We start from the raw sequence: 22,556 nt of genomic DNA, 5'->3' as shown, positions 1-22,556 counted from the left end.
TAGAACTTCATGCAAATTGATCAAACAAGTTCAATCTTGGTAACTGGCGGTACGGGATCTTTTGGGAAAAAGTTTGTAGAATTGATTCTGCAAAAGCTTCCGACCATCCATCGACTAGTAATTTATTCACGCGATGAATTGAAACAGTTTGAAATGGCGCAGCAATTTTCCGATCGCCAATATCCCGGATTACGTTATTTTATTGGTGATATTCGCGATGTGCGACGGCTAACTCGGGCTTGTGAAGGCATTGATATCGTTGTTCATGCCGCAGCTTTAAAGCAAGTTCCTGCCGCAGAGTACAATCCCATTGAGTTTATTCGTACCAATGTTTTGGGCTCAGAAAACGTTATTGAAGCTGCTTTAGATAGCGGTGTAAAGAGGGTTGTGGCTCTATCTACCGATAAGGCGGCGGCTCCGATTAACTTGTATGGTGCGACGAAACTATGTGCTGACAAGCTATTTGTTGCAGCCAATAACATTAAGGGATCGCGAGATTTATATTTTAGTGTGGTGCGTTATGGCAATGTCATGGGCTCACGAGGTTCAGTGATTCCTTTTTTCTTGCAGAAGCGTCATGAAGGTGTTTTACCAATTACCGATCCGCTAATGACTCGATTTAATATCACTTTAGATGAAGGGGTAAAAATGGTGATGTGGGCGATCGAGAATGCTTGGGGCGGTGAGATTTTTGTGCCAAGGATTCCGTCCTATCGGATTACTGATGTTGCTACAGCGATCGCACCTGAATGCGAACAGCGGATTGTGGGGATTCGGGCAGGGGAAAAAGTGCATGAAGAAATGATTACAACTTCAGATGCTTTTACTACGGTTGACTGTGGTGAATATTATGCGATCTTGCCAGTACATGGTGATCATATAGAGCGATATCTTGAGATGGGGGCGAAAATGGTAGAGACTGGCTTTAGCTATAATTCTGGTCAAAACAAGCATTTTTTGACTGTCGATGAGTTGCGTATGTTGATTCAGACTCATGTTGATCCGAGTTTTGCGATATGACAGCATATATTCCCTATGGGCGACAGGATATTGATGCTTCCGACATTCAAAGTGTGATTGAAGTTTTGCAGTCAGACTGGTTAACTCAAGGTTCTGCTACTTCCCGATTTGAGCATGCTGTGGCTGAATATTGCGGAGCTAAGTATGCGATCGCTGTTTCTAATGCTACGGCTGCCTTACATATTGCTTGTTTAGCAATTGGCTTAGGTAAGCAGGATTATCTCTGGACTTCACCAAATACTTTTGTGGCTTCGGCGAATTGCGGCTTGTATTGTGGAGCTAAGGTCGATTTTGTGGATATTAATTCACAAACTTATAATTTAAGTGTCGATGAATTAGAGCAAAAGCTGGTTAGAGCGGCTCAATTAGGATGCTTGCCAAAAGTTTTAGTACCCGTGCATTTTGCGGGGCAATCCTGCGAGATGGAGAAGATTGCGATTCTATCTCAGCAGTATGGATTTAAGGTAATCGAAGACGCTTCCCATGCGATCGGTGGTAAATATCGGAACAAAGCGATTGGCAGTTGTGAGTTTTCCGACTTAGCTGTGTTTAGCTTTCATCCAGTGAAGATTATCACTACAGGTGAAGGAGGAATGGTGTTAACTAATCGCGAGGATTTGTATGAAAAGTTGAGCCGTTTGCGATCGCATGGCATTACGCGCAATCCAGATTTAATGCAAGGTGAAGTTCATGGTGGTTGGTATTACCAGCAATTAGAACTGGGGTTTAATTACCGCATGACTGATATTCAAGCGGCTTTGGGTGTAAGTCAAATCCAACGTTTGGATAAATTTGTAACTAGGCGGAGATTTTTAGCTCAACGGTATAATCATTTATTGCAGGATCTGCCTATTACTTTGCCCTACCAGCATTTTGATACAGAATCTAGTTGGCATCTATATGTAATTCGTTTAAATCTTGACAAAATTAGCAAAACCCATTGTCAAGTATTCGAGCAACTCCGCCAAGCAGGTATTGGGGTAAATCTGCATTATATTCCCGTACATACCCATCCCTATTATCAAAATCTAGGTTTTTGCCATGGTGATTTCCAAAAATCAGAAATGTATTATAAAAGTGCAATTAGTATCCCTTTGTATTATGGATTGACAGAGACAGATCAAGATCGGGTTGTCGCAAGTCTGCAAGAAATTTTGCACTAATGGAGATCACAGCGATCGCCTATTCAACAAAAATCAAAATAATGCGATCGCCCTATCTTTCAAATCATCTAACAGCGATCGCCTATTCATCAGGAATTAAAGTACAGCGATCACCTATCCATCAAATTATTCAGCACAACTTTATGCGGACTGTTGAGTTTTACTGTTTTCTATATATTGGCGTAACACGCTGTTAATCAGAGTTTTATAATGATCTCCTTGATTCTGAAACCATTGTTTTACATCAGGATCTAGTTGAACTAAGTTTTGAGCTTGCTCCACGGGAATGCGTAAAGTTGCACGTTCAAAAAACTCATCTGTTAGCGGTGGGATATCTGAGTAATCAATATCCTGATCTGACACTGCTTCCAATGCTGCCCAGTTAGTACGAGAGGTACTGTTCAAATTTTCTCTGTTCATGACGGTTGGCTCTTCTTGCAGAAATGATTCGGATGATGTTGTTTTTACGTTCTGTCCAGACTACTACCGCTATTCTAAGACCGAGAAAACCGATCCCAAACAGCGATCTTCGCCATAATCAAAGCGATCATCTAGCTCTATCAGCATTTCACCATCAAACATTGAGGGAACATCTGCAAAGTCAATTTCATGCTTGCGAATATTTTCAAGATTTTTTGTTTCATCCCACTCAAACTGCATGAAGGTAATGGCTAATTAAACTAATTGCTTTCATTATCGCCTATTCATAAAAAATCAAAATAATGCGATCACCCTATCATTCAAATCATCTAACAGCGATCGCCTATTCACCAAAAAATAAAAATAATGCGATCACCCCATCATTCAAATTACTAACCAGTGATCGCCTATTCCAAAAAATAAAAAACAAAGCGATCGCCCCATCATTCAAATCACCAAACAGCGATCGCCTATTCATCAAAAACAATGCGATCGCTACATCAGTAAAGTTTTTCAACAATCTCGTACATATTACATGGGAATAGTAGAAATCCCCTTGTATTGCTTCCAAATTTCATTCCTTAAATCCCCGTGTAATTTTAACTTTTTTAGTTTTCCCAACACTTGTTGTTAAAAAAATATTGAATGTGCTTATTCTATAAAAGGCTATAAACGCATTCTCTGCAAATAAGAAGTCAGCACTTTTATCCATACTTTTAAAGAAATCTATAGGATGAAATACATGACCTTGTTCTCCATCGGTTAGCTTAGCTGGAAATTTTGTACATAAGAGAGAAAACTTTTGATCCATATGAGGAAATGTCATTTTTCTTTGAAGTCTTCCAAATGGATGTGATTTGTGATGCCACTCAAAATAAGTAATAGTTACGGGTCTTGCTCCTATATTTATAAAACTAATCTGATAAGCCCAGCGATTAAGTGTTGTCGGAGCATTCCCTGCGAGTTGAGCAATACTTATTCTAGAATCTACACGAATGACTTTGTTTCTTAACAGATAACCAAAATGTAAGTACAGAGATAGATGTACCCAATAATGCAGCTATCCAAGGAGCAAAGCTATTTACACATTGCCAAGTGTTACAACTTTCCATATTCATTCAATATTTATTAAAGTCTTATTCCCATATTACAGAACTTTCTTATGAGTGAGCCATTTTAAAAACAACATCTATAATGTTTATACTAGTGTTTAAACATTTGAAATATTACTATGGCTGAAGCAATACTCGATATCAAAACATGGGGCAATAACTTAGGTGTTCGGTTACCAGCAGCGATCGCCCGTGCTGCCCATCTCCATGTAAATCAAAGAGTAAAACTATCCGTTGTTGATGGTGTAGTTATTATTGCCCCTATTCTCAATGAGCCATTAACCCTTGAAGAACGCCTAGCCAAATTTGATCCAGCCCGACATGGTGGCGAAGTTATGACAACATCCAAAAGGCTCGGCGCAGAACAATGGTAAAAAGCCTATGGATACCCGATCGCCAAGACATTATTTGGATCGATTGCAATCCACAGGTTGGGCAGGAAATGAAAGACGTTCATCCTTTCTTGGTATTATCACCACAAACTTTTAACGAAAAAACGGCGATCGTGATTGGCTTACCGATGACAACAGCCGCATATAATGCCGACAACCCTTTTGCGATCGCAGTGGGTAAAGCTTCAGGGCGTAAAGCTGATAAAACCAGTTATGTTCTCTGTCATCAGCCAAAATCCTTTGATTGGCGATTACGTGGCGCAAAACCACATTCTTTGGGAAGGTTGAATAATGATTTGTTTGCTCAAGTATGCGATCGCCTGAATCAAATCATTCAGCTATAAATCGGTCTCAAAATTCCAATAAAAAAGAGGGCATATGCCCTCTTTTTTATTAGCTTGATTTATGAATTACACAGAAGCCAAGAAGGTCTTCTTGTATTCAACAAGTGCTTCCTTTAAGATTTTTTCTGCTTCGTCAGAGAGCTTCTTCTCGGACTTGATGATTTCGCCGTACTTAGGCTTACTGGTTGCCAAGTAGTTACGCAGACCCTTGTTGAATGCGCCAACTTGCTCAACTTCTAATTCATCAAGGTAGCCATTAATTGCGGTATAGATAATCGCAACTTGATCGCCTACGGGCAATGGCGAATATTGAGGCTGCTTAAGAATTTCGCGCAGACGAACACCACGAGCTAGTTGAGCTTGAGTGGTTTTGTCCAAATCAGAAGCGAACTGAGCGAATGCTACGAGGTCATCATACTGAGCCAATTCCAACTTAATCTTACCTGCCACCTGTTTCATCGCCTTGATTTGTGCAGCAGAGCCAACACGGGATACCGAGATACCAGGGTTGATCGCAGGACGAATACCAGCGTTGAAGAGGTCAGAAGACAAGAAGATTTGACCGTCGGTAATCGAAATTACGTTGGTAGGAATGTAAGCCGATACGTCACCAGCTTGGGTTTCGATGATAGGCAATGCGGTCATTGAACCACCGCCGAGTTCATCACTCAACTTCGCTGCACGTTCGAGCAAGCGAGAGTGTAAGTAGAATACGTCTCCAGGATAAGCTTCACGACCTGGTGGACGACGGAGCAAGAGAGCCATTTGGCGATAAGCTTGGGCTTGCTTGGACAAATCATCATATACAATCAAAGTACCTTGACCTTTGTACATAAAGTACTCAGCCAATGCTGCGCCTGTATAAGGAGCGAGGTATTGCAAGGTAGCAGGATCGTTGGCACTTGCCATAACGACGATCGTGTATTCCATTGCGCCACTTTCACGGAGCTTGTTAACAACGTTCGCAACGGTAGAAGCTTTTTGCCCGATCGCTACATATACGCAAACGCAATCCAAACCTTTTTGGTTGATGATTGTGTCTACAGCAACGGAAGTCTTACCTGTTTGGCGATCGCCAATGATCAATTCGCGTTGACCACGACCAACAGGAATCATCGCGTCAATTGCAGTGATACCAGTTTGCAGAGGTTCAAATACGGATTTACGAGCAATAATTCCAGGTGCAGGAGATTCAATTAAGCGAGATTCAGATGCTTTGATTTCGCCTTTGCCATCGATGGGTTGAGCCAAACCATCAACAACGCGACCAATGAAAGCCTCACCTACGGGAACTTGAGCAATACGTCCAGTTGCTTTAACCGAGCTACCTTCAGCGATTTTGCGACCTTCACCCATCAACACAACACCAACGTTGTCTTCTTCAAGGTTCAGCGCAATGCCGACAGTACCATCTTCAAATTCCAGCAACTCGCCAGCCATGCACTGTTCCAAGCCGTAGACACGAGCGATACCGTCACCGACTTGCAGGACAGTACCAACGTTGGAAACTTGCAGCTCTTGGTTATAATTAGCAATTTGCTGCTTGATAATATTGCTTATTTCGTCAGGTCTGATGCTAACCATAGTTGTGTTTTACCAGTTATCAGCGATCGATTTGTTTTTAATATTTGGGGATTTGGCTATTAGCAGTTAGCTATTAGCTTTTTGATGATTGGTTCGTAATTCGTAATTCGTAATTACTTTGACCTTCTAAACGCCTGCAGTTAAGCTTGTCTTAAGACGACGTAGTTGTCCACGAATGCTGGCATCTACTACCTGAGAGCCAACTTTGATGATTACACCACCGATCAAATCAGGATTGATGGTTATATCAAGTTGAACACTCTTAGATTTAGTCATTGCTTTGACGCGATCGCGAAGGCTATCTTCTTGAGATCTGCTCAATTTCAAAGCAGATGTGATTTCTGCAAGAGCTACTCCATCAATCACACGCAATAAAGCTTGAAACTGACTAATGATTTCGCTCAAGAAGGCAATACGTTTGCGGTCTACTAATAGAAGTAAAAAGCTTTTGGTCAAAACGTTAACCGAAGGACCAAATGCACTTTCAATTACACCTTTTTTGACATCTGCACCAACGAGAGGACTTGCGAAAAGTTGAGTTAACTCAACAGAATCAGCAAGAGTTTCGCTAATTAAACGTACATCTTTGGCGATCTCATCTAAATGATTTTGCTCTTGAGCCAAGGCCATCAAAGCGTCAGCATACGGAGCAACGACGGATTGACTAACAGAACTAGATTTCATGTTTTCTCCTAGTCAGAACTCAAAAGGGCAATGCTACGGTCAATTAACTCGATCTGAGTGGATTCACTCAAACCGCGATCAAAGTAAGCTTGCACATTAGCAAGAGCTTTATCGGCAACTTGCTGACGCAATTGCACGATTACCCGTTCCTGTTCCGTTGCAATCTCTTGATCGGCAGATTCTCTCAAACGAGCAATATCTGCATCTACCGTTGCCAAAATTAAATCAGCTGCGCTTTTAGCATCAGTTTCAGCTTGTTTACGCAAGTTATCAGCTTCAGTTTTTGCCTGAGCCAATTTCCCTTGCTGAACTGCTAGCTTATCTGTTGCTTCTTTTTGACGTTTCTCTGCATCACTGATCGCCGACTGGATGGACTCCAATCTAGCTGAAAGGATTTTGCCTAGAAACCCGCGCCCTGCATACACTAGAAAAGCTACGACAATTACTAAGTTAATTACATTAGTTTCAAGAATATCGGTATTAAAACCAATTCCTGAAGACTCGCCTGCTTCGCTAGCAAGTAAAACGAAATTGCTAATCATAAAATATTTCTATTACTCAATATCAGCCACAAGCCAGACAGAAGCTATCAAGGATTATGAAGACTAGGATCTTACTAAGTTACCCAAAAGCTTTTCTAGAACTTGGCGACTGAGTGATTCCACTTCCGTATCCAAAGATGATGTTGCATCTTGCTTTTGTTTCTCGATTTCAGCCTTTGCAGTCGCAACTTTTGCTTTTGCTTCTGCCATGGCTGCATCAATACGTTCGTTGCGAATCTTATTTGCGCCCGCTTGAGCTGTAGCTAAAACATTTTGCGTGGCTTTACGAGCAGTAGCAAGTTCTTGCTCATATTGCTTCACAACTAACTCAGCTTTCTCTAAACGTTCCTTCGCTTCAATAATCTGCGATCTAACATAATCATCACGATCATCGATCGCTTTGCTTAGAGGTTTGAAGAAAATAACGTTGAGAAGTGCCACAAAAACAATGAACTGCACCGCCATAATGGGGAGAGTGGCATTAACATCAAATAATCCACCCTTCTGCTCGACAGCTTCCGCAGCAAGCAGAACAGTTGAGACAAGGTTCAAAAGTATCATAGTTATTTTGCCAAAAGATTCATTTGCTAGAGTCACGAAGAAGCTAAGAGCAAACACTCATAGCTTCTTTTTGATTAACTCTTAAGCAAAAGGATTGGCAAATAATAGGATCAGAGCAATAACCAGACCATAAATCGTTAGAGCTTCCATGAACGCAAAGCTCAAAAGAAGTGTGCCACGGATTTTGCCTTCTGCTTCAGGCTGACGTGCAATACCTTCAACGGCACGGCTAGCGGCAGTACCTTGTCCGATACCAGGTCCAACTGCACCAAGACCAACAGCGATGCTAGCGGCGATTACTGAAGCTGAGGCTACTAATGGATCAATCATTTTTTCTTACTTTTTTAGTTAATTTGCTGGAGAGAAGAATTTACAGAATACAAGAGCGAAATACAGGATAAAAAACAATTGTGAAATTATAGAAATGAAAAGTCAAATGCTATCTAATGCTCGTGACCTTCATCTCCATGACCTTCCATTGCTTCACCAATGTAAGACGCGGCAAGTGTTGAGAAAATCAAGGCTTGGATTGCGCTGGTAAAAAGTCCTAAAACCATTAATGGTAAAGGAACAAACAAAGGCACTAGGAGAACCATAACACCAACTACTAGCTCATCCGCTAGAATGTTTCCGAAAAGACGGAAGCTCAGGGAGAGTGGTTTAGTAAAGTCTTCTAGAACCCATAAAGGAAGGAGAAAAGGTGAAGCTTGAACATATCTGGTAAAAAATTCCAGTCCACGCTTCTTCAATCCCCCATAGAAATAGGCCAGAGAGACCAATAAAGCCAAAGCGACAGTGGTGTTAATGTCACCAGTAGGTGCTCCAAGTTCGCCTTCAGGTAGTTTAATTAGTTTCCAAGGAACAAGTGCTCCAGCCCAATTTGATACGAAGATAAACAAGAACAGACTACCAACAAATGGTACCCATTCTCTATAATGCTTCTCGCCAATTTGGTCTTTGGCAATGCTCTGAACGTATTCCAGAGCATATTCCATGAAATTTTGAAAACCTGCGGGAACACGTTGGTCAGCTTTGGCGGTGCTAGATCCGATGATTGCAGCAACAAGTACTACGCCCATTACAATCCAGCTAACGATTAATACTTGACCATGTACCGCTAGGTTACCGAACTGCCAATAAAAGTGTTTGCCCACTTCTAGTGCGGCAAAACTGTTTTGATGGCTAAAAATTACTGGATCGATCATGTTCGATATGTTACAACCTGTAAGAGGTCAAATCAGCGAGAATTAGACACACCTGTCAAATCTTGAGCAAGAATCGCTAAAACAGCAAGTTTGTAGGTCATAAAGCCAAAAAATGCTGGCAAAACCTGCAATTGTTCTGACTTGGCGGTGATCGCTATTAGAATGACGAATACGCCAAAGCGAGCATAACCGAGCCGTTTGGACTGTTTACCCAAACGATCTACTCCTTTGGCTAGCATCCTAAGATAGACAGCACCGACCACTGCACCGACAAAATAGCTGAGTGCAATGTTCCATCCATACACGCACAACACAACTAGACCAATAACTAGTCCAGAAATGAGGGTTAGCATTAGCAGCTTGAGTTTAAGACGGTTGTATTCATCCATTCCACCAGAATCTGATGGAGACGAGATATCTACAATCGCCTGCGAAGCTGCACTGTTTTTTGCGGGAATAATCTTCACTGTTGGCTTTTAGCGAAAATTGCTGATTATTTGAGTGAAGAACTGTTATTTGAGATATTTCTCAAACGAAATTAGGTGTCCAAAGACTTGGATGTAGCTGCCTACACCGTTACTAAGAATATCACGCAAGATGTCACATTTGCTTTACAACTCTTCAACAAATAACTATGTAAAGGTACTAAACCATTGCCTATACTTTTTGGCGGATACTTTTAATAGGTATTTAGTCTATGTTGGGGTGTTACCATAGCAAAAAGTTTTAGACGAATGCTTAAAAAATTAAGTAAAAAAAATAAGTTTAAATGCTAATTTATTTTTTTGCTTCATTAATTAGATTTTCGTTCAAAATTCATTACTTTCTGTGAGCATCCAGAATTTGCAACCTATGTCCACATCTTTCGCTAATCCTCGCCCGTTTCAGTTTGCTTTTCCAGCCGCAGTATTGTCTCTTATCTCTGCTGCTTGGCTGTCCCTAGGGGCGATCGCGCCAAATGCTGCTTCAGCGCAGCAACTTCTAGCCCAGTCACAGCCCGTCGCTTCTCCCCAAGCTCAGCCTTTAGAGCCTACTAAGCCCAATTCTCTTGAGAGTAGTGTGTTTAGTATTTCGGGTGGACAGCGATTGATGTCGGAGTCGATGACCGCAATTAGTCAGCAAAATTACGATCAAGCTGTTACTAAGTTGCAAGATGCGCGTCAAGTGTTTAACCAGCTATCAAATTTTTATCAGGAGCTAACAACGAGCTTTTCAGGAATTGATAATCGCATTTCTGATAGCCATCGTCGTAAGGCTTTACAAACGGCTCAGTTGCGTGATGAGGCGACTTATCAGCTTGCTGTCGTATATCGCGCCAAAAATCAGCCTGAATTAGCTGTGCCTCTGTTAATTCAGTTGATTCGTAGTCAAGCGCCAACTCGCGATTTGGGCTCGCAGGCTTATCAGCAGTTGTTTGAGCTAGGTTTTGTGGATGCACAGTTTGTGCGCCCTAATGCTGCGGCTCCTAAATAATCAACAATAAAAAAGAGAGGCGATGCTTTGCATCGCCTCTCTTTTTTATTGTTTTATACTAATTCACGAAGGTGTGACAACACTTCTTTGTGAACCAAAAACTAAACAAAACTAATACCAAATGAAGAAATGGCAACGCCATTTCTTCATTTGGTATTAGTTTTGTTTCCAATGACGTGCTAATTGCTTTGCTTTTAGTCCCGATTCGATTACTTCTAGTAGTCTGGTCATACCTGTTGTATTCACAATTTCATAGGTTTTATTAGCCCGACGGCAAGCCTCGATCGCTCTTTCGGTGAGTGAGTGGCTTGCATAACCCGTCACAATAATAATTAGATCACCACCTGCAATTTGACTTTCGCCTTGAGCTGCAAGTTGTAAGCCATCTTGTTCGGTATACCACATTAAATTAATTGCCGAATCGCGCAGCCTATTTTTTACAGCCGTTTGTAAGCGATCGTGTCCGCCAAATACCAAAACCTTGCCACTGAGATCGGTATATAGTGCAGGTCGTTTTTCCGACTTACGATGCCTAGCGATGGGTTGGACATCGGGGGCACGATCAACGCGGGAGCGATTTTCAAGAGCTTTGTTGTAAATAAAAGTGAGGGTTTGTTCGTGGCTGCCACGCAAGCGAGCAACGGGACCCTCTTCACTGTGAGAATTTATTTGATTGATTAGCGCCTCGACGACTTCTTCGAGTACACCGATCGCTTTTAAGTCATTGGCATATCCACGAACTGCGATCGAAGCGTCGGTAGCGCTAAAGAAATCACGTTGTTCTTCGATCATCTCCAATAGATCAGCTTTTAATTCCAGTCGCCATTGAGCCGTTTGTTCGGTTATTCGTTCATCTAGTAGTCTTTCTTCACTCAAGATCAATTGGCGATCAGCAAGTTGGGCTGCTAGAGTTGGGGCTTCAGCGATTTCCTGTCGGATATCGGCAGCCTTTTTTTCTAGCCTTTGCTTAGTCTCGCTGTCTTGATGTCCACCTTCACGGATATATTCTTGGAGCATCTGTTCGACTTTTGCCAGCAACGGTTTTAATCTTGCTTCAATTTGAGCTACTGCTTCTTGGATTTGGCGATCACGTTGTTGTTGCAGCCGATTTTGTTCTAACTCAACCTTTGCCATTGTCAGCAAGTCACTAACCGACGCTTCCAGTTCATCTAATTCAGAAATATGCATATTTACTTAATATCTGTCTATATTTGCTTAATTTTAACTAGTCGAGAATAAGTCGTAAGAAATGACGTGAATAAGTAATTATAAGAAGTTATCGTCACTAATCTCCAATGTAACCTCTCGCTTGCCTAAGTGTGTATAGTTTTATGCCTCAAACTGATATCAACCCTACTACCTATATTGATTACGCCCTATTAGATCCCTCCGCCAGCGATGAACAAGTAGATCGCGTTTGTGAAGAGGCCGATCGCTTCGGATTTGCTAGCGTCTGCGTTTATCCTTGCAATGTCAAGCGAGTAACAGAACGACTACTCAAAACTAAGGTAGAAATTTGCACAGTAATCGGCTTTCCTAGCGGCGCGACCACCTCAAACGTTAAGCTTTATGAAGCTATGGAGGCAGTAGAAAATGGTGCAACGGAATTAGATGTCGTCATTAATTTTGGTTGGCTAAAAACTGGTCAGACTAATTTATTACACCAAGACATTGCTCAAATCTGTGAGGAATCAGGTAAACCTGTCAAAGCAATTTTAGAATTAAGTTTACTCACACCTGATGAACAGGAACTTGCAGCCGAGATATGTATGGATGCAGGAGTAGCTTTTTTGAAAACTGGTACAGGCTGGGCTGGGGCAGCCACAGTTGAAATGGTGAAGTTTCTCAAGGAAATTTCACGCGGTAAGGTCGGTATTAAGGCTTCAGGCGGAATTCGTACTAGAGATCAAGCGATCGCCTTAATCGATGCAGGGGCAACACGCATTGGTACATCTCATGGTGTAGCGATCGCTCGTGAAAAAGATTAACTAAAAAAGACAAGCTGTTAGCAAACTTAGGACAAAAGCAAAAAATAAGTAGTGGCACTTCGTGCCGCTACTTATTTTTTTGCTGGAAGACAGCTATAAATCCTAAAAGATTTGGGTATAATCCCGACCTCCCCAATCAAAGAGCATAAAATAATATAAACATCAAAAACTAAGCTGTGATACCAACTCTTGATGTCAAACATGCTTATTCAATGGGTCTGGGAATGCTAATTGCCCTGACAGGTGTTTCCCTATGGCAACGTTTTGCCCCACAGCCAGTCCGTGATCTTCCCGAAACTACTGAAGCCGCTAAGGTAATTGTTCCGCCCTTGCCTGCAACCTTTACGCGACCCAGCCTCAATGATGGTGAAAATATTGGGAGCCTTCGTGTTGGCAATCGTACTGATCGCTCTGTGCGGATTGTCTTATTTTCACGAGTTACCTCCCAAAATGTTTGGAAAGCGATCGAGCCACTAAACTGGGACTTTGCCCCGAATGAGGGTGGTAAAGAGGGCTTTTTGTTATCTTTACCAAACTATAAAATTGCGATCGGTAAAGGTGATGTAATTTTTGCCTTTGCTACTGATGGCTCCCGTACTTACTGGGGACCAAATATTGTTGGCGAAACTGACGCTCCGTTTTGGGACAGCAAAAACAAAGAATGGAGCATGGTATTACAACCGTAAAATAAGATTTCGCTGCGCAATATCTTATTAAAAAAAAGAACCTCTCGCTACGCGAGAGGTTCTTTTTTTAAATATCAGTTGGATCTTTGCGCTTAATTAATGGCTTTGGAACTGGTGGACGATCTTCTGAAGAAAATCTTGGACGAGGTGGATACATAGAACTATCGCCACCATCACTAGCATAGGAAGGCTTAAATGGACGATCGCTATAGGGGCGATCATTGTACTTCCTTGGGGCAAACTTACCACCACTAGGGCGCCCCTTAAATTGAGATCCCCGCTTACCTTTATAGGGGATAATCCCGATAAATTCACCATCAATAATCGTCAAAACATCCCCTTGACGCTGGACATTTACACTCCAAAATTGTCCGACCGCATCGGTTGGCAATAGCCCTGTGAGGCGGACTTTAAACTTAGTGTACTCTTTAGTAACCTTATCCTTTTGCTTGTCAAACTTTTGCTCAGTACGACGTACCTTAACGATGACAGAGTTATCTTCGATCGACTGACTTGAGATCTCACCTCGCACCGAGAAATAACCATCTTCAACAAGAGGATCGATTGGAATATCAGGCTTTCCAAGTTCAACAGGAGCCCACACGCCAGATATCTGAACATGCAATTTACCTGCTTTGTCGTTTGTGCGCGGATATACTACCCATAAATATTCGCGATCGCTTTCTAAGCGTTTTTTGACAATGGAAATAATTTTCCCCAGTAATACTGCATCAACTTGAGAACCATCTGAAGTTAGGATATATCCCTTTGCAAAGTTATCTTCATTGGCAATATATTTGCCGTTGATCACGCCGATCGCTCTGTACTGAAATGGCTCTGTTGGTTCTGGAATTGGCTGTAAACAGATTTTATTTTCTTGGGATTCTTCAGTTCGATTAGCTATGACGGGTTGAATATCTCCAGCACGATTTAAACTAGGTAGTTTTACTCTTGCTGCGGCAGGGATAATCTTGGGAACGGATGACACAGCTTTAACTGGGACTTCGCTCTGCTGTATTGATTCCAGCTTTTCAGGTAGAGTAGACTCTGGCGACTTGGGAGCGATAACTTTGACAACTTCTAATTTAGGCAAGTCTTTAATCGGAGGTTTAGGTGTAACAGATTTTGGTAATTTACTATTTGAGTCATCGGATTGGCTGGACTTATTGATTTTACTCATCTGAACCTCCAGAAAAATAAGCTGTCTAATTGCGGACTAGACCTTACTAAGCAATTGCTAGAAAAATATGTGATCAAAACCAACGTTAAATCTATCTTATTCAAACTGTATAAGAAAGAATTTTAGTTGATAATTATCTCAGTTAAGTCTGAGATGAATCCATATTTAAAACCTACCTAAACTAAGTTCCGCAAAAAAATAAAATATTTAGGTAGTCTAACCTATCCTTCTTGCTGATTGGCTTTGTTGCTTTAGTTTGGTTAGCAAAATTACCAATTCTAGCTTCAGTTAAGATTTAGTTTTAGATATCTTAACTTGAATAAGCATACACCGTTCTCAGACAGTCCTGTTAATACTTGTCAGAGTACTTCATAGAATTTCATGGAGATCTCGCGTAACCCGTAGGAAAAGGGTTTGGTGAATTCTATCCCTGTCTGGCGTTCTAAATCTATCCATTGTCATAAAAATCTTAAAGATGACTGGTGCTTCGCAACACTTCTTATCTTTAGTTTTTTGATTTGCCTTACTTACAGCGCTTTGCGCTCAAACCCAAACCAAGAAAAAACTTAAAAGCGTTGCGAAGCAACGCTTTTAAGTTTTTTCTTGTGGTTCGTTTGATCGGTAATTGCTGTAATAAGTACTTGAGCAAAATAAATTGCCAAAACCCGCAAATTTGCGGTCTTGCGAGGCGCAACTTTGCGGGTTTTGCTTTGTAATTAACTCTGTTTAGTAAGCTTTCAGCAGTTCTAATTAAACTAATTCTGGTTTTTTCGATGCTTGCGGTATAGAAAAACCCAAAGTCAATTTTGATGGCAGACTTGCATCAAAACTGACTTTTATAAAGAGAATTGCACGACAAGTGTTTTATTTAGCCATCACACTTGTCATGTGTCATTCAGCATTTGTAATACTAATTTCTAAAACCCAGCAAGGGTTTTTAAATTTTCAAAATTTCTTTGCCATTCTGAAAATTGGCATATAAAGTACCCCTTTTGAGACAGATGGTATTAAGGATTTACAAAGGATTTGCGATCCCCGCTAAATCAGCGCTTACGATACTTTTGTCACTACAGTAGTTTTAGACCATGTGAACCACAATAAACTTTTTGAAAGGGGCGCAAAGCGGCACTTTCAAAAAGTTTATTGGTTAGGATTTTAGCGTAAAGTGCTGTAGGTTAGGCAATTTGCCTATGTTTTGGGTTTGTATTTTGAGAATGAAGCATATTCGTTCATGGATAGTGAGGATTTTATGACATCTGACAAGCAGAATTTTGGATTGATTGGTTTGGCTGTGATGGGTGAAAACCTTGCTCTGAACATTGAGCGCAATGGGTTTTCGATGAGTGTTTATAATCGGAGCCGTGATAAAACCGATAAGTTTTTAGCAACACGCGCTGCTGGTAAAAACTTCAAAGGTACATTCACGATCGCTGAATTTGTTGCTTCCCTAGAGCGACCTCGCAAAATGCTGATTATGGTAAAGGCGGGAGCCCCCGTTGATGCTGTAATCCAAGAACTAATCCCATTTTTGGAAGAAGGCGACATTATTATCGATGGTGGTAACTCGCTCTTTGGTGATACTGAACGTCGTACCGTTGAGCTAGAAGCGATCAATCTTAAATTCATCGGCATGGGTGTTAGTGGCGGCGAAGAAGGTGCTCTCAATGGCCCTAGCATGATGCCTGGCGGGCAAAAGTCTGCCTATGCAGAAATTGAGCCGATTGTGACCAAAATTGCTGCTCAAGTCGATGATGGCGCTTGTGTGACCTACATTGGCAAAGGTAGTGCGGGGCATTACGTAAAAATGGTGCATAACGGCATTGAATATGGCGATATGCAGTTGATTGCTGAGGCTTACGATCTACTCAGTACTGGTTTAGGCTTGACGGCAAGTGAGTTGCATGAAACCTTTACCGCATGGAAAAGTTCAGAGCTTGATTCTTATCTCATCGATATCACAGCTGATATTTTCACAAAAACTGATGAGCTCTCTGGGGATGCATTAGTTAACAAGATTGTGGATGCGGCTGGGCAAAAGGGAACAGGCAAATGGACTGTGGAAAGTGCCTTTGATCTTGGCGTACCGATCCCCACGATGATCGCGGCGGTGACTGCGCGGGTGATGTCTTCTTATAAGGAACAACGGGTGGCTGCCTCGAAGGTGCTAATCAGTTCAACTTCTGGTAAATATGAAGGCGATCGCCAAGAATTTATCGATGCGGTACGTGATGCCCTTTACTGTTCCAAAATTTGTTCTTACGCTCAAGGAATGGCACTTTTGGGTGCAGCTTCTCGCGAGTTTGGCTACGACTTAAACCTTGGCGAAATTGCACGAATTTGGAAAGGTGGTTGCATTATCCGTGCTGCTTTCCTTGACAAGATCAAGCTAGCTTTTCAGCGCAATCCTCAATTGCCTAATTTGTTAGTTGATCCTGACTTTACGCAAACTATTCTGACCAAAGAAGCTGCTTGGCGTAAGGTCGTCATGGCTGCGGCACAGTTGGGTATTCCGATCCCCGCGTTTAGTGCATCTCTCGATTATTTCGATAGCTACCGACGCGATCGCTTACCTCAGAACTTGACACAAGCTCAGCGCGATTACTTCGGTGCACACACTTACGAGCGCACCGACAAGCCCAGAGGTGAGTTTTTCCACACTGAGTGGATGAAATAACCTAAAGGAGGAGGCGCTTTGCGCCTCCTCCTTTAATATTTTTCTAGAACAACTTCACTAAAATAAATTAACTGTAAAATTCTGATTTTAGCTGAAAAGTTGCTGTTAAAGCAGTAAAATTTTTGTCGTAAGAGTAGCGTAGATCTTTATAATATGCCGTTTACAACTTTGATAGCAATTGTTTTGCTAATTCTGTTGTGGTTTTTATTAAGTCAAAAATCGTCACACTCAAATAATGACAGATTATCAAGATTTTGGAAACGTCCAAAATATACTACTAAATGGGATATCCAGAAAAAATATCCTAAGCCAAAATCTTTACAAGAAAAGAGTATTGAGCGCAAACGTCGCGAAGTGAGAGAAAAAGAGAGACTAGAAGCAGAACGTAAAAAGCAATTAATAGATCGTCATATCAAAGCTGCTCGTGATGAAGTCCAAACTAGTCGCCAAGCGATCAGTAAAGCAGAATTAAAACTATTGTCATCCCTATTTTACGATTATCCAGAAACCTGCCGTCTGATTGAAGAGATACAAGCAGGTCACCCTGAACATTCTCGACAATGGTGTGCAGAAAAAGCATTATTAGATTTAGAAAATTCTTCTAAGCAAGAGAAATTATGATTAATGCACCAACTGACAAAATATTATCGATCGGGTTGATGAGTGGAACATCGGTCGATGGCATCGATGCGGGTCTGGTGGAAATTAGCGATCGCCTTGCAGACAAGTAAAATAGTTAACAAGTTTAAAATCTATAAGGTGTAAATTATGACCCAAGTATTACACTCTGCTATTGAGTCAATCAATGCTGTGAGCTTAGAAGAAAAACATCAACTCTGGCTAATTCTGGATGAGGCGATCGCGGAAAATATATGGTGCTAAGTGCAGACAAAAGGACAAAAGCGTAGGTGAACCATGATTACGGATGAATTTAACATTGATGAAGCAGATATGCTTAGAGATGTACAGATCGAGGATGAGTCAAGGTGTAACATAAGGGCAGGAATTAACCACGGTGCAAATCTTGGTAATTACTTATTCGAGAAAATTAATGCCATTAGCTATAACGAGTTGAAAGAAATTTTGACCGACAGCAAAGTGGGTAATATTCTGTCATCCAAAGAGATTGATGAAGTTACAGCCAAAATCCAAGAAAAAATCTTAGCTCCACGGCTAGAGTAAAAAATCTATCACACCCCTAAATCAGCCTAGACAATACCAAGAAACTGATCGCAGAGACTAATACAATGACTGAAAGATGGACGGATGAACGATTAGACCGATTTGCTGACAAAGTAGATCGGATCGCTGACAAGATAGACCAACAAGGCGAACAAATAGGCAGACTCATCGAGGCTTTGTACCTTGAATTGCCTAACATCAAGGCTGAAATAAACAGTGTCAGAGAAGAGGCAAGAGAGCAGCGCGAAACACTCCATGCTGAATTGGTAGAAATCAAAGAAATCACCAGACAACAAGCGGTCGTTGCTCAGACTCAAGCCGAAAGTATCAGGATGATGATTGAAATGCTAAATCGAAAACAAGCTTAGCAATATAAAAATTTCTCAAACTAGCGCTCGTCACTATCTTTTTATCTAGCTACAATTCATGATTAATGCCCCAACTGACAAAATATTAGCAATCGGCTTGATGAGTGGGACATCGGTAGATGGGATCGATGCTGCGCTTGTAGAAATTTGCGATCGCCAAGGCATCCTCACCACTAACCTGATCGCAGGGCATACATACGAATATGATACGGATTTAAGAAATGAGATCCTTGCTGTTTGTGCAGGGGAAGCGCGATCGCTACAGCAAATATGTGAACTCGATGATCGCATTGCCGAGAGTTTTGCTAAAGCTGCGATCGCCATTATGAAAAAGGGCGATCATCAGCCCGACTTGATTGGCTCTCACGGTCAAACCGTATTTCATCGTCCTCCTGTTGGGGAGCAAATGGGCTACACGGTGCAGCTTGGACGGGGCGCAGTAATTGCCGAATTAACGGGGATCAAGACTGTCAGCGATTTTCGAGTTGCGGATATCGAATTAGGTGGACATGGGGCTCCACTCGTTCCACTCGTTGATGTTTTGTTGTTTTCTCATCCTACTAAATATCGCGTCTGCCAAAATATTGGTGGGATCAGTAACCTAACTTATTTACCTCCCAACTCGATTGAGAATCAAGATCAGGTTTTTGGTTTTGACAATGGGACTGGCAATGTACTGGTGGATATGGCAATCCAAAAGTTATTTGGTGAAACCTTTGATCTTGATGGCGCGATCGCCCGTCAAGGTAACCCAGATTTAGATTTAATCAATAAATGGCTAGAGCAAGAATTTTTTGTGATCGCACCGCCGAAATCTACTGGACGCGAGTTATTTAGTCCTGACTATTTAGAAGCGCGTTTGGCGGAATGCCAACATTTGAGCAATTACGATATTTTGGCTACACTTACTGAGTTTACGGCTAGGGCGATCGCTAAAAGTTACCGTGATTTTCTGCCCGTATTTCCCGATGAAGTTTTGATTGGCGGCGGCGGTGGGCGCAACGGTTATTTGATGGAGCGTTTACAGGATTTATTAGCTCCTGCGATCGTAAAGCGTACAGATGACTTTGGGATGAGTGGTGATAGTAAAGAGGCGATCTCCTTCGCTGTGTTGGGATATTTGCGTCTCAAAGAACGTTCTGGCAATTTACCCAGCGTCACAGGTGCAAAGCGATCGGTATTATTAGGTAAAATTTATCAATAGCAATATTTTCAACACTACTTTTACAGGTATCGAGCAATGTCAAGTAAAGATGCCATCATTAATGAGTTGCAATATATTCCCGAATCTAAACTATCTGCTCTATATGATCTGATTCACTATTTTCGCTTGGGAATTAATAGTGAGATAGAGCAAGAATCTGATGAAGATCTCGCAATAGATCAACATCAATGCTTAAAAACCATACAAAAAATTAAACAGGAAGGTTTATCGGGCTTTACCGAGATTAGTGATGTAAAAACTTATATTCAAGATTTAAAACATGAAATTAGTTAAAGATGATGACTATAAACGTAAAGAGCGCAAGTTCTTTAAAAAACGTCCTCACTTAATTGACAAGTATGGAGAAGTTTTAGAAAAGCTTAAAACTTCTCCATTTGATCCATCACTAAAAACACATAAATTAAAAGGTGATCTTAGCGAATTTTATGCCTGTAGTCTGACCTATGAATACCGTATTATTTGTGTTTTTCTAGTCCAAAATGAGACAATAGTTTTAGTCGATATTGGTAGTCACGATGAAGTTTATTAATGCCAGTAAAAAAAGGAGGCGCAAAGCGCCTCCTTTTTTATGTTTAAAGAAGCATTAAGCAGCTTCTTCTTCATCTCCAGTAATGATCGCTTCATCTTCAACATAAGCTTCAGCATCTTCAGCAGATACTTCATACTCGATGTCTTCGATGTCGCCATGACGACCTTCGTAGATTGCATCGGCAAGCTTACCGACAATCAACTTAATCGAGCGAATTGCGTCGTCATTTGCAGGAATACCGATGTCAACGCTATCGGGATCGCAGTTGGTATCAAGCAAAGACACAATGGGAATCTTCAACTTTTGGCATTCTTGAACAGCGTTGTACTCACGTTTGTGGTCAACCACGATCACAATGTCGGGTGGCTTACGCATAAGCTTGATGCCGCCAAGGTACTTGCGAAGCTTTTCCATTTCACGGCGAAGAGTCGATGCTTCTTTCTTAGGAAGGCGATCGAGTGCGCCACTTTCGTCGCGACGTTCAAGATCCTTGAGGCGATCGACACGAGTTTTGATCGTTGTCCAGTTGGTGAGCATTCCACCCAACCAGCGTTGGTTGATGTAGTAGCTACCGCAACGAGCTGCTTCTTGAGCAATTAGACCAGCAGCTTGACGCTTGGTTCCAACAAACAAGACCTTTTTGCCTTGCTCAGATGCTTGACGCAAATAAACATAAGCTTCTTCAAGATATTGAGCAGTTTGAACTAGGTCAATGATGTGAACGCCATTACGCTCGGTAAAGATGTAAGGCTCCATCTTGGGGTTCCAACGACGGGTTTGATGCCCGAAGTGAACTCCAGACTCTAGCAACTGGGCTAGGGTTACGACTCCCATTTAATTTTTCTCCTATTGTTCGGGTTTATCCTTGCGCCTGAGATGGAATTTAAAAGCTACAAGTAACTTTAAACACCCGAAGCCTCAAGCGTGTGTTTTTTACAGCCTATCTAGGATATCGCATAGTGTGTCTATAAAACTGCAAAATTTATATACTCCCTTCCCACTAAAGAAATAGATATACAAAACCAAGAAATAGCGGTGCGGGGCTTCGCCCCGCACCGCTATTTCGGGAGTAGTAAGGATGGGCGGCGCGAAGCGCCGCCCATCCTTATCTATCACAAATCATTATTTTTAATTGCAGGATATGCCCATTCGTATTTATTGGGAAATACAAAATTAGTAAAAGACATAGAGATACTGATATCTAGAGATTTGACGGTGTGCCACCATCCAACAGGCATAAAGATCGCGTCCCCAGGATTTAGAGTTACTTCGATAATGGGAACTTGATAAAATAATGGATACTTCTCATAGTCAGGATCTTCAACATCCACCGCACTAAAAACTCCCTGATAGTTATAAAGCCTATGCGTGAAATATGGCGGAATAATCTTCCATACTTTGCGACCGTAAACTTGGACAAATATCAGATTGACAGGATCATGGTGTAAAGGCGTAATCGTTCCAGCAGGACCAAACCAAAAGAAAGTAGTGCCGTTAATATTTTGTGGATCGAGATACTCGGGAAATATCTCAATGTCCTTCAGCAAACCTCGCAAAGCAGTTTTTTCGATATTGCCATTGTTTGCCACCATGTAGTAATTGTTCGTTGCTCCCCCTTTTACGACATTGTCAGCATAATCAGCCATTTGCATCTTTTGGCGATGCTTATCGATATTAAGCTCATATAGGCGATCGCTATTTCGATCGCTTTGTACTTCTATCTCGACCTGACCATAATTTTCCTTTAAATATTCTGGGGTCCAAAGCGAAAGCGCTTGCCAGTTTTTTGTAATATCAGTGAGGATGAGGGGGATATTTTTAGCGTAGTAATTTTCTAAAAAATCAGCTCGTGAGATATTAGGCTTTCTTTCAATGGATTGAGAATTAGGAGCTAGTAAAGCTAACTCAGCGAGTATGTTAGCGTGGGATTCTGACTTTTGAAGTAATTGAACAAATTTATTTCCCGATTGAAAATAAGGATTTTGATTAATAGAGCTTACTTCTAATCTGGCTGAGCTAGGACTAATCCCATGCATAATTAGCTGTTGTATGATTATGGAGTCCTCAATACCCGTAAACTTACTATCAGCAATCCAACGTCGCCACTCATCGGTCATCGGCTCAGAAGTGGCTACAATCTGTGAAAAATAACGCGGATCAAAAGTAGCAAATCTAGTTTGGGCTGTTTGGTTATTAGACTGGATAGACTTTTGTTGCATAATAA

The 22,556-nt window shown here is 41.5% G+C and carries 29 protein-coding genes and 1 pseudogene; 16 read left to right on the top strand and 14 right to left on the bottom strand.

The features are described 5' to 3' along the window. Positions 1 to 9 precede the first annotated feature (9 nt). Both pseB and pseC read left to right on the top strand, forming a co-directional pair. On the top strand, positions 10 to 1,020 hold the full coding sequence (gene pseB, locus PseudUWO311_RS09300; protein ID WP_142654976.1) for a UDP-N-acetylglucosamine 4,6-dehydratase (inverting): 1,011 nt from the start codon (positions 10 to 12) through the stop codon (positions 1,018 to 1,020). Further along, a complete protein-coding gene (gene pseC, locus PseudUWO311_RS09295) occupies positions 1,017 to 2,183 on the top strand; it encodes a UDP-4-amino-4,6-dideoxy-N-acetyl-beta-L-altrosamine transaminase (RefSeq protein ID WP_142654975.1) in 1,167 nt (388 codons plus the stop codon). The genes pseB and pseC overlap by 4 nt, the downstream gene beginning before the upstream one ends. Positions 2,184 to 2,324: 141 nt before the next feature. Here the strand turns inward: pseC and PseudUWO311_RS09290 are convergent, their stop codons facing one another. Both PseudUWO311_RS09290 and PseudUWO311_RS24845 read right to left on the bottom strand, forming a co-directional pair. Beyond that, positions 2,325 to 2,603, bottom strand: a complete 279-nt coding sequence (locus PseudUWO311_RS09290) for a BrnA antitoxin family protein (RefSeq protein WP_142654974.1) — start codon at positions 2,601 to 2,603, stop codon at positions 2,325 to 2,327. Beyond that, positions 2,566 to 2,843: pseudogene (locus PseudUWO311_RS24845) on the bottom strand (BrnT family toxin). Before PseudUWO311_RS24845 ends, PseudUWO311_RS09290 begins: the two are co-directional and overlap by 38 nt. A 62-nt stretch (positions 2,844 to 2,905) precedes the next feature. Here PseudUWO311_RS24845 and PseudUWO311_RS09280 point away from each other — a divergent pair. Further along, positions 2,906 to 3,148: a hypothetical protein gene (locus tag PseudUWO311_RS09280; protein ID WP_142654973.1), complete on the top strand. Its 243-nt coding sequence runs from the start codon at positions 2,906 to 2,908 to the stop codon at positions 3,146 to 3,148. 29 nt (positions 3,149 to 3,177) lie between these two features. Here the strand turns inward: PseudUWO311_RS09280 and PseudUWO311_RS09275 are convergent, their stop codons facing one another. After that, a complete protein-coding gene (locus PseudUWO311_RS09275) occupies positions 3,178 to 3,429 on the bottom strand; it encodes a hypothetical protein (RefSeq protein ID WP_142654972.1) in 252 nt (83 codons plus the stop codon). Between the two features lie 405 nt (positions 3,430 to 3,834). On the opposite strand from PseudUWO311_RS09275, the gene PseudUWO311_RS09270 reads away from it, so the two are divergent. Both PseudUWO311_RS09270 and PseudUWO311_RS09265 read left to right on the top strand, forming a co-directional pair. Continuing rightward, positions 3,835 to 4,089 (top strand): AbrB/MazE/SpoVT family DNA-binding domain-containing protein, encoded by a 255-nt coding sequence (locus tag PseudUWO311_RS09270; protein ID WP_142654971.1) that lies wholly within the window; start codon positions 3,835 to 3,837, stop codon positions 4,087 to 4,089. Then, a complete protein-coding gene (locus tag PseudUWO311_RS09265; protein WP_142654970.1) occupies positions 4,083 to 4,451 on the top strand; it encodes a type II toxin-antitoxin system PemK/MazF family toxin in 369 nt (122 codons plus the stop codon). Before PseudUWO311_RS09270 ends, PseudUWO311_RS09265 begins: the two co-directional genes overlap by 7 nt. 66 nt (positions 4,452 to 4,517) lie before the next feature. Here the strand turns inward: PseudUWO311_RS09265 and atpA are convergent, their stop codons facing one another. The 7 genes from atpA to PseudUWO311_RS09230 all read right to left on the bottom strand — a co-directional run bounded on the left by atpA (position 4,518) and on the right by PseudUWO311_RS09230 (position 9,494). Beyond that, complete coding sequence (atpA, locus tag PseudUWO311_RS09260; protein ID WP_142654969.1) at positions 4,518 to 6,035, bottom strand: F0F1 ATP synthase subunit alpha; 1,518 nt, start codon at positions 6,033 to 6,035, stop codon at positions 4,518 to 4,520. 126 nt (positions 6,036 to 6,161) lie between these two features. Then, a complete protein-coding gene (gene atpH / locus PseudUWO311_RS09255) occupies positions 6,162 to 6,719 on the bottom strand; it encodes an ATP synthase F1 subunit delta (RefSeq protein ID WP_142654968.1) in 558 nt (185 codons plus the stop codon). 8 nt (positions 6,720 to 6,727) lie between these two features. Then, a complete protein-coding gene (locus tag PseudUWO311_RS09250; protein WP_142654967.1) occupies positions 6,728 to 7,261 on the bottom strand; it encodes a F0F1 ATP synthase subunit B in 534 nt (177 codons plus the stop codon). Positions 7,262 to 7,324: 63 nt separating this feature from the next. Beyond that, positions 7,325 to 7,822 carry a F0F1 ATP synthase subunit B' gene (locus tag PseudUWO311_RS09245; RefSeq protein WP_142654966.1) on the bottom strand — a complete coding sequence of 166 codons (498 nt, stop codon included), beginning with the start codon at positions 7,820 to 7,822 and terminating at the stop codon, positions 7,325 to 7,327. 81 nt (positions 7,823 to 7,903) lie between these two features. After that, on the bottom strand, positions 7,904 to 8,149 hold the full coding sequence (gene atpE, locus PseudUWO311_RS09240) for an ATP synthase F0 subunit C (RefSeq protein ID WP_103670523.1): 246 nt from the start codon (positions 8,147 to 8,149) through the stop codon (positions 7,904 to 7,906). A 116-nt stretch (positions 8,150 to 8,265) separates the two neighbouring features. After that, positions 8,266 to 9,027 (bottom strand): F0F1 ATP synthase subunit A, encoded by a 762-nt coding sequence (atpB, locus tag PseudUWO311_RS09235; RefSeq protein ID WP_142654965.1) that lies wholly within the window; start codon positions 9,025 to 9,027, stop codon positions 8,266 to 8,268. Between the two features lie 32 nt (positions 9,028 to 9,059). Next, the gene (locus PseudUWO311_RS09230) at positions 9,060 to 9,494 is read right to left on the bottom strand and encodes an ATP synthase subunit I (RefSeq protein ID WP_142654964.1); all 435 of its coding nucleotides are present in this window, start codon (positions 9,492 to 9,494) and stop codon (positions 9,060 to 9,062) included. A gap of 385 nt (positions 9,495 to 9,879) precedes the next feature. Between PseudUWO311_RS09230 and PseudUWO311_RS09225 the strand changes: the two genes are divergently transcribed. Continuing rightward, on the top strand, positions 9,880 to 10,500 hold the full coding sequence (locus tag PseudUWO311_RS09225; protein ID WP_142654963.1) for a hypothetical protein: 621 nt from the start codon (positions 9,880 to 9,882) through the stop codon (positions 10,498 to 10,500). A 156-nt stretch (positions 10,501 to 10,656) separates the two neighbouring features. Here PseudUWO311_RS09225 and PseudUWO311_RS09220 read toward each other — a convergent pair whose 3' ends face one another. Beyond that, positions 10,657 to 11,688, bottom strand: coding sequence for a DUF2325 domain-containing protein (locus PseudUWO311_RS09220; protein ID WP_142654962.1), 1,032 nt, complete (start codon positions 11,686 to 11,688; stop codon positions 10,657 to 10,659). Between the two features lie 143 nt (positions 11,689 to 11,831). Here PseudUWO311_RS09220 and deoC point away from each other — a divergent pair, with 143 nt between their 5' ends. Beyond that, positions 11,832 to 12,488, top strand: coding sequence for a deoxyribose-phosphate aldolase (gene deoC / locus PseudUWO311_RS09215; RefSeq protein ID WP_142654961.1), 657 nt, complete (start codon positions 11,832 to 11,834; stop codon positions 12,486 to 12,488). Between the two features lie 176 nt (positions 12,489 to 12,664). Further along, positions 12,665 to 13,174 carry a hypothetical protein gene (locus PseudUWO311_RS09210; protein ID WP_142654960.1) on the top strand — a complete coding sequence of 170 codons (510 nt, stop codon included), beginning with the start codon at positions 12,665 to 12,667 and terminating at the stop codon, positions 13,172 to 13,174. 67 nt (positions 13,175 to 13,241) lie between these two features. Here the strand turns inward: PseudUWO311_RS09210 and PseudUWO311_RS09205 are convergent, their stop codons facing one another. After that, positions 13,242 to 14,354 (bottom strand): hypothetical protein, encoded by a 1,113-nt coding sequence (locus PseudUWO311_RS09205; RefSeq protein WP_142654959.1) that lies wholly within the window; start codon positions 14,352 to 14,354, stop codon positions 13,242 to 13,244. 1,249 nt (positions 14,355 to 15,603) lie between these two features. Between PseudUWO311_RS09205 and gnd the strand changes: the two genes are divergently transcribed. The 8 genes from gnd (at position 15,604) to PseudUWO311_RS09170 (ending at position 20,332) form a co-directional block, all read left to right on the top strand. Further along, complete coding sequence (gnd, locus tag PseudUWO311_RS09200) at positions 15,604 to 17,028, top strand: decarboxylating NADP(+)-dependent phosphogluconate dehydrogenase (RefSeq protein WP_142654958.1); 1,425 nt, start codon at positions 15,604 to 15,606, stop codon at positions 17,026 to 17,028. A 153-nt stretch (positions 17,029 to 17,181) separates the two neighbouring features. Beyond that, positions 17,182 to 17,649 carry a hypothetical protein gene (locus tag PseudUWO311_RS09195; RefSeq protein WP_142654957.1) on the top strand — a complete coding sequence of 156 codons (468 nt, stop codon included), beginning with the start codon at positions 17,182 to 17,184 and terminating at the stop codon, positions 17,647 to 17,649. Continuing rightward, positions 17,646 to 17,759, top strand: a complete 114-nt coding sequence (locus PseudUWO311_RS23975) for an anhydro-N-acetylmuramic acid kinase (protein WP_223807512.1) — start codon at positions 17,646 to 17,648, stop codon at positions 17,757 to 17,759. Before PseudUWO311_RS09195 ends, PseudUWO311_RS23975 begins: the two co-directional genes overlap by 4 nt. A gap of 184 nt (positions 17,760 to 17,943) precedes the next feature. Beyond that, positions 17,944 to 18,210, top strand: coding sequence for a hypothetical protein (locus PseudUWO311_RS09190; protein ID WP_142654956.1), 267 nt, complete (start codon positions 17,944 to 17,946; stop codon positions 18,208 to 18,210). Between the two features lie 65 nt (positions 18,211 to 18,275). Next, positions 18,276 to 18,578: a hypothetical protein gene (locus tag PseudUWO311_RS09185; RefSeq protein WP_142654955.1), complete on the top strand. Its 303-nt coding sequence runs from the start codon at positions 18,276 to 18,278 to the stop codon at positions 18,576 to 18,578. Between the two features lie 82 nt (positions 18,579 to 18,660). Then, positions 18,661 to 19,782, top strand: a complete 1,122-nt coding sequence (locus PseudUWO311_RS09180; RefSeq protein ID WP_142655040.1) for an anhydro-N-acetylmuramic acid kinase — start codon at positions 18,661 to 18,663, stop codon at positions 19,780 to 19,782. A gap of 36 nt (positions 19,783 to 19,818) precedes the next feature. Continuing rightward, complete coding sequence (locus tag PseudUWO311_RS09175) at positions 19,819 to 20,076, top strand: hypothetical protein (protein ID WP_103669107.1); 258 nt, start codon at positions 19,819 to 19,821, stop codon at positions 20,074 to 20,076. Further along, the gene (locus PseudUWO311_RS09170; RefSeq protein ID WP_142654954.1) at positions 20,063 to 20,332 is read left to right on the top strand and encodes a type II toxin-antitoxin system YafQ family toxin; all 270 of its coding nucleotides are present in this window, start codon (positions 20,063 to 20,065) and stop codon (positions 20,330 to 20,332) included. Before PseudUWO311_RS09175 ends, PseudUWO311_RS09170 begins: the two co-directional genes overlap by 14 nt. A gap of 54 nt (positions 20,333 to 20,386) precedes the next feature. On the opposite strand, the gene rpsB is transcribed toward PseudUWO311_RS09170, so the two are convergent. Together rpsB and PseudUWO311_RS09160 are read right to left on the bottom strand one after the other, a co-directional pair. Next, on the bottom strand, positions 20,387 to 21,166 hold the full coding sequence (rpsB, locus tag PseudUWO311_RS09165) for a 30S ribosomal protein S2 (RefSeq protein WP_103669106.1): 780 nt from the start codon (positions 21,164 to 21,166) through the stop codon (positions 20,387 to 20,389). Between the two features lie 278 nt (positions 21,167 to 21,444). Continuing rightward, positions 21,445 to 22,551 carry a cupin-like domain-containing protein gene (locus tag PseudUWO311_RS09160; protein ID WP_142654953.1) on the bottom strand — a complete coding sequence of 369 codons (1,107 nt, stop codon included), beginning with the start codon at positions 22,549 to 22,551 and terminating at the stop codon, positions 21,445 to 21,447. Between the last annotated feature and the right edge of the window lie 5 nt (positions 22,552 to 22,556).

The sequence above is a fragment of the Pseudanabaena sp. UWO311 genome, assembly GCF_006937785.1.
Classification (GTDB): Bacteria; Cyanobacteriota; Cyanobacteriia; order Pseudanabaenales; family Pseudanabaenaceae; genus Pseudanabaena.
Note: the sequence above shows the minus strand (reverse complement) of the source record. Positions and strands in the feature narration are given on the sequence as shown.

What these genes read in the sequence shown, in the direction of transcription:
- gnd (WP_142654958.1), top strand. Translation starts at nt 15,604, where the DNA reads ATGACATCTGACAAGCAGAATTTTGGATTGATTGGTTTGGCTGTGATG.
- pseB (WP_142654976.1), top strand. Translation starts at nt 10, where the DNA reads ATGCAAATTGATCAAACAAGTTCAATCTTGGTAACTGGCGGTACGGGA.
- atpB (WP_142654965.1), bottom strand. Translation starts at nt 9,027, where the DNA reads ATGATCGATCCAGTAATTTTTAGCCATCAAAACAGTTTTGCCGCACTA.
- PseudUWO311_RS09245 (WP_142654966.1), bottom strand. Translation starts at nt 7,822, where the DNA reads ATGATACTTTTGAACCTTGTCTCAACTGTTCTGCTTGCTGCGGAAGCT.
- PseudUWO311_RS09190 (WP_142654956.1), top strand. Translation starts at nt 17,944, where the DNA reads ATGATTACGGATGAATTTAACATTGATGAAGCAGATATGCTTAGAGAT.
- PseudUWO311_RS09250 (WP_142654967.1), bottom strand. Translation starts at nt 7,261, where the DNA reads ATGATTAGCAATTTCGTTTTACTTGCTAGCGAAGCAGGCGAGTCTTCA.
- PseudUWO311_RS09175 (WP_103669107.1), top strand. Translation starts at nt 19,819, where the DNA reads ATGTCAAGTAAAGATGCCATCATTAATGAGTTGCAATATATTCCCGAA.
- atpA (WP_142654969.1), bottom strand. Translation starts at nt 6,035, where the DNA reads ATGGTTAGCATCAGACCTGACGAAATAAGCAATATTATCAAGCAGCAA.
- pseC (WP_142654975.1), top strand. Translation starts at nt 1,017, where the DNA reads ATGACAGCATATATTCCCTATGGGCGACAGGATATTGATGCTTCCGAC.
- atpH (WP_142654968.1), bottom strand. Translation starts at nt 6,719, where the DNA reads ATGAAATCTAGTTCTGTTAGTCAATCCGTCGTTGCTCCGTATGCTGAC.
- PseudUWO311_RS23975 (WP_223807512.1), top strand. Translation starts at nt 17,646, where the DNA reads ATGATTAATGCACCAACTGACAAAATATTATCGATCGGGTTGATGAGT.
- PseudUWO311_RS09265 (WP_142654970.1), top strand. Translation starts at nt 4,083, where the DNA reads ATGGTAAAAAGCCTATGGATACCCGATCGCCAAGACATTATTTGGATC.
- PseudUWO311_RS09290 (WP_142654974.1), bottom strand. Translation starts at nt 2,603, where the DNA reads ATGAACAGAGAAAATTTGAACAGTACCTCTCGTACTAACTGGGCAGCA.
- PseudUWO311_RS09280 (WP_142654973.1), top strand. Translation starts at nt 2,906, where the DNA reads ATGCGATCACCCTATCATTCAAATCATCTAACAGCGATCGCCTATTCA.
- PseudUWO311_RS09185 (WP_142654955.1), top strand. Translation starts at nt 18,276, where the DNA reads ATGACTGAAAGATGGACGGATGAACGATTAGACCGATTTGCTGACAAA.
- deoC (WP_142654961.1), top strand. Translation starts at nt 11,832, where the DNA reads ATGCCTCAAACTGATATCAACCCTACTACCTATATTGATTACGCCCTA.
- PseudUWO311_RS09225 (WP_142654963.1), top strand. Translation starts at nt 9,880, where the DNA reads ATGTCCACATCTTTCGCTAATCCTCGCCCGTTTCAGTTTGCTTTTCCA.
- PseudUWO311_RS09270 (WP_142654971.1), top strand. Translation starts at nt 3,835, where the DNA reads ATGGCTGAAGCAATACTCGATATCAAAACATGGGGCAATAACTTAGGT.
- rpsB (WP_103669106.1), bottom strand. Translation starts at nt 21,166, where the DNA reads ATGGGAGTCGTAACCCTAGCCCAGTTGCTAGAGTCTGGAGTTCACTTC.
- PseudUWO311_RS09275 (WP_142654972.1), bottom strand. Translation starts at nt 3,429, where the DNA reads ATGACATTTCCTCATATGGATCAAAAGTTTTCTCTCTTATGTACAAAA.
- PseudUWO311_RS09220 (WP_142654962.1), bottom strand. Translation starts at nt 11,688, where the DNA reads ATGCATATTTCTGAATTAGATGAACTGGAAGCGTCGGTTAGTGACTTG.
- PseudUWO311_RS09195 (WP_142654957.1), top strand. Translation starts at nt 17,182, where the DNA reads ATGCCGTTTACAACTTTGATAGCAATTGTTTTGCTAATTCTGTTGTGG.
- PseudUWO311_RS09160 (WP_142654953.1), bottom strand. Translation starts at nt 22,551, where the DNA reads ATGCAACAAAAGTCTATCCAGTCTAATAACCAAACAGCCCAAACTAGA.
- PseudUWO311_RS09205 (WP_142654959.1), bottom strand. Translation starts at nt 14,354, where the DNA reads ATGAGTAAAATCAATAAGTCCAGCCAATCCGATGACTCAAATAGTAAA.
- PseudUWO311_RS09170 (WP_142654954.1), top strand. Translation starts at nt 20,063, where the DNA reads ATGAAATTAGTTAAAGATGATGACTATAAACGTAAAGAGCGCAAGTTC.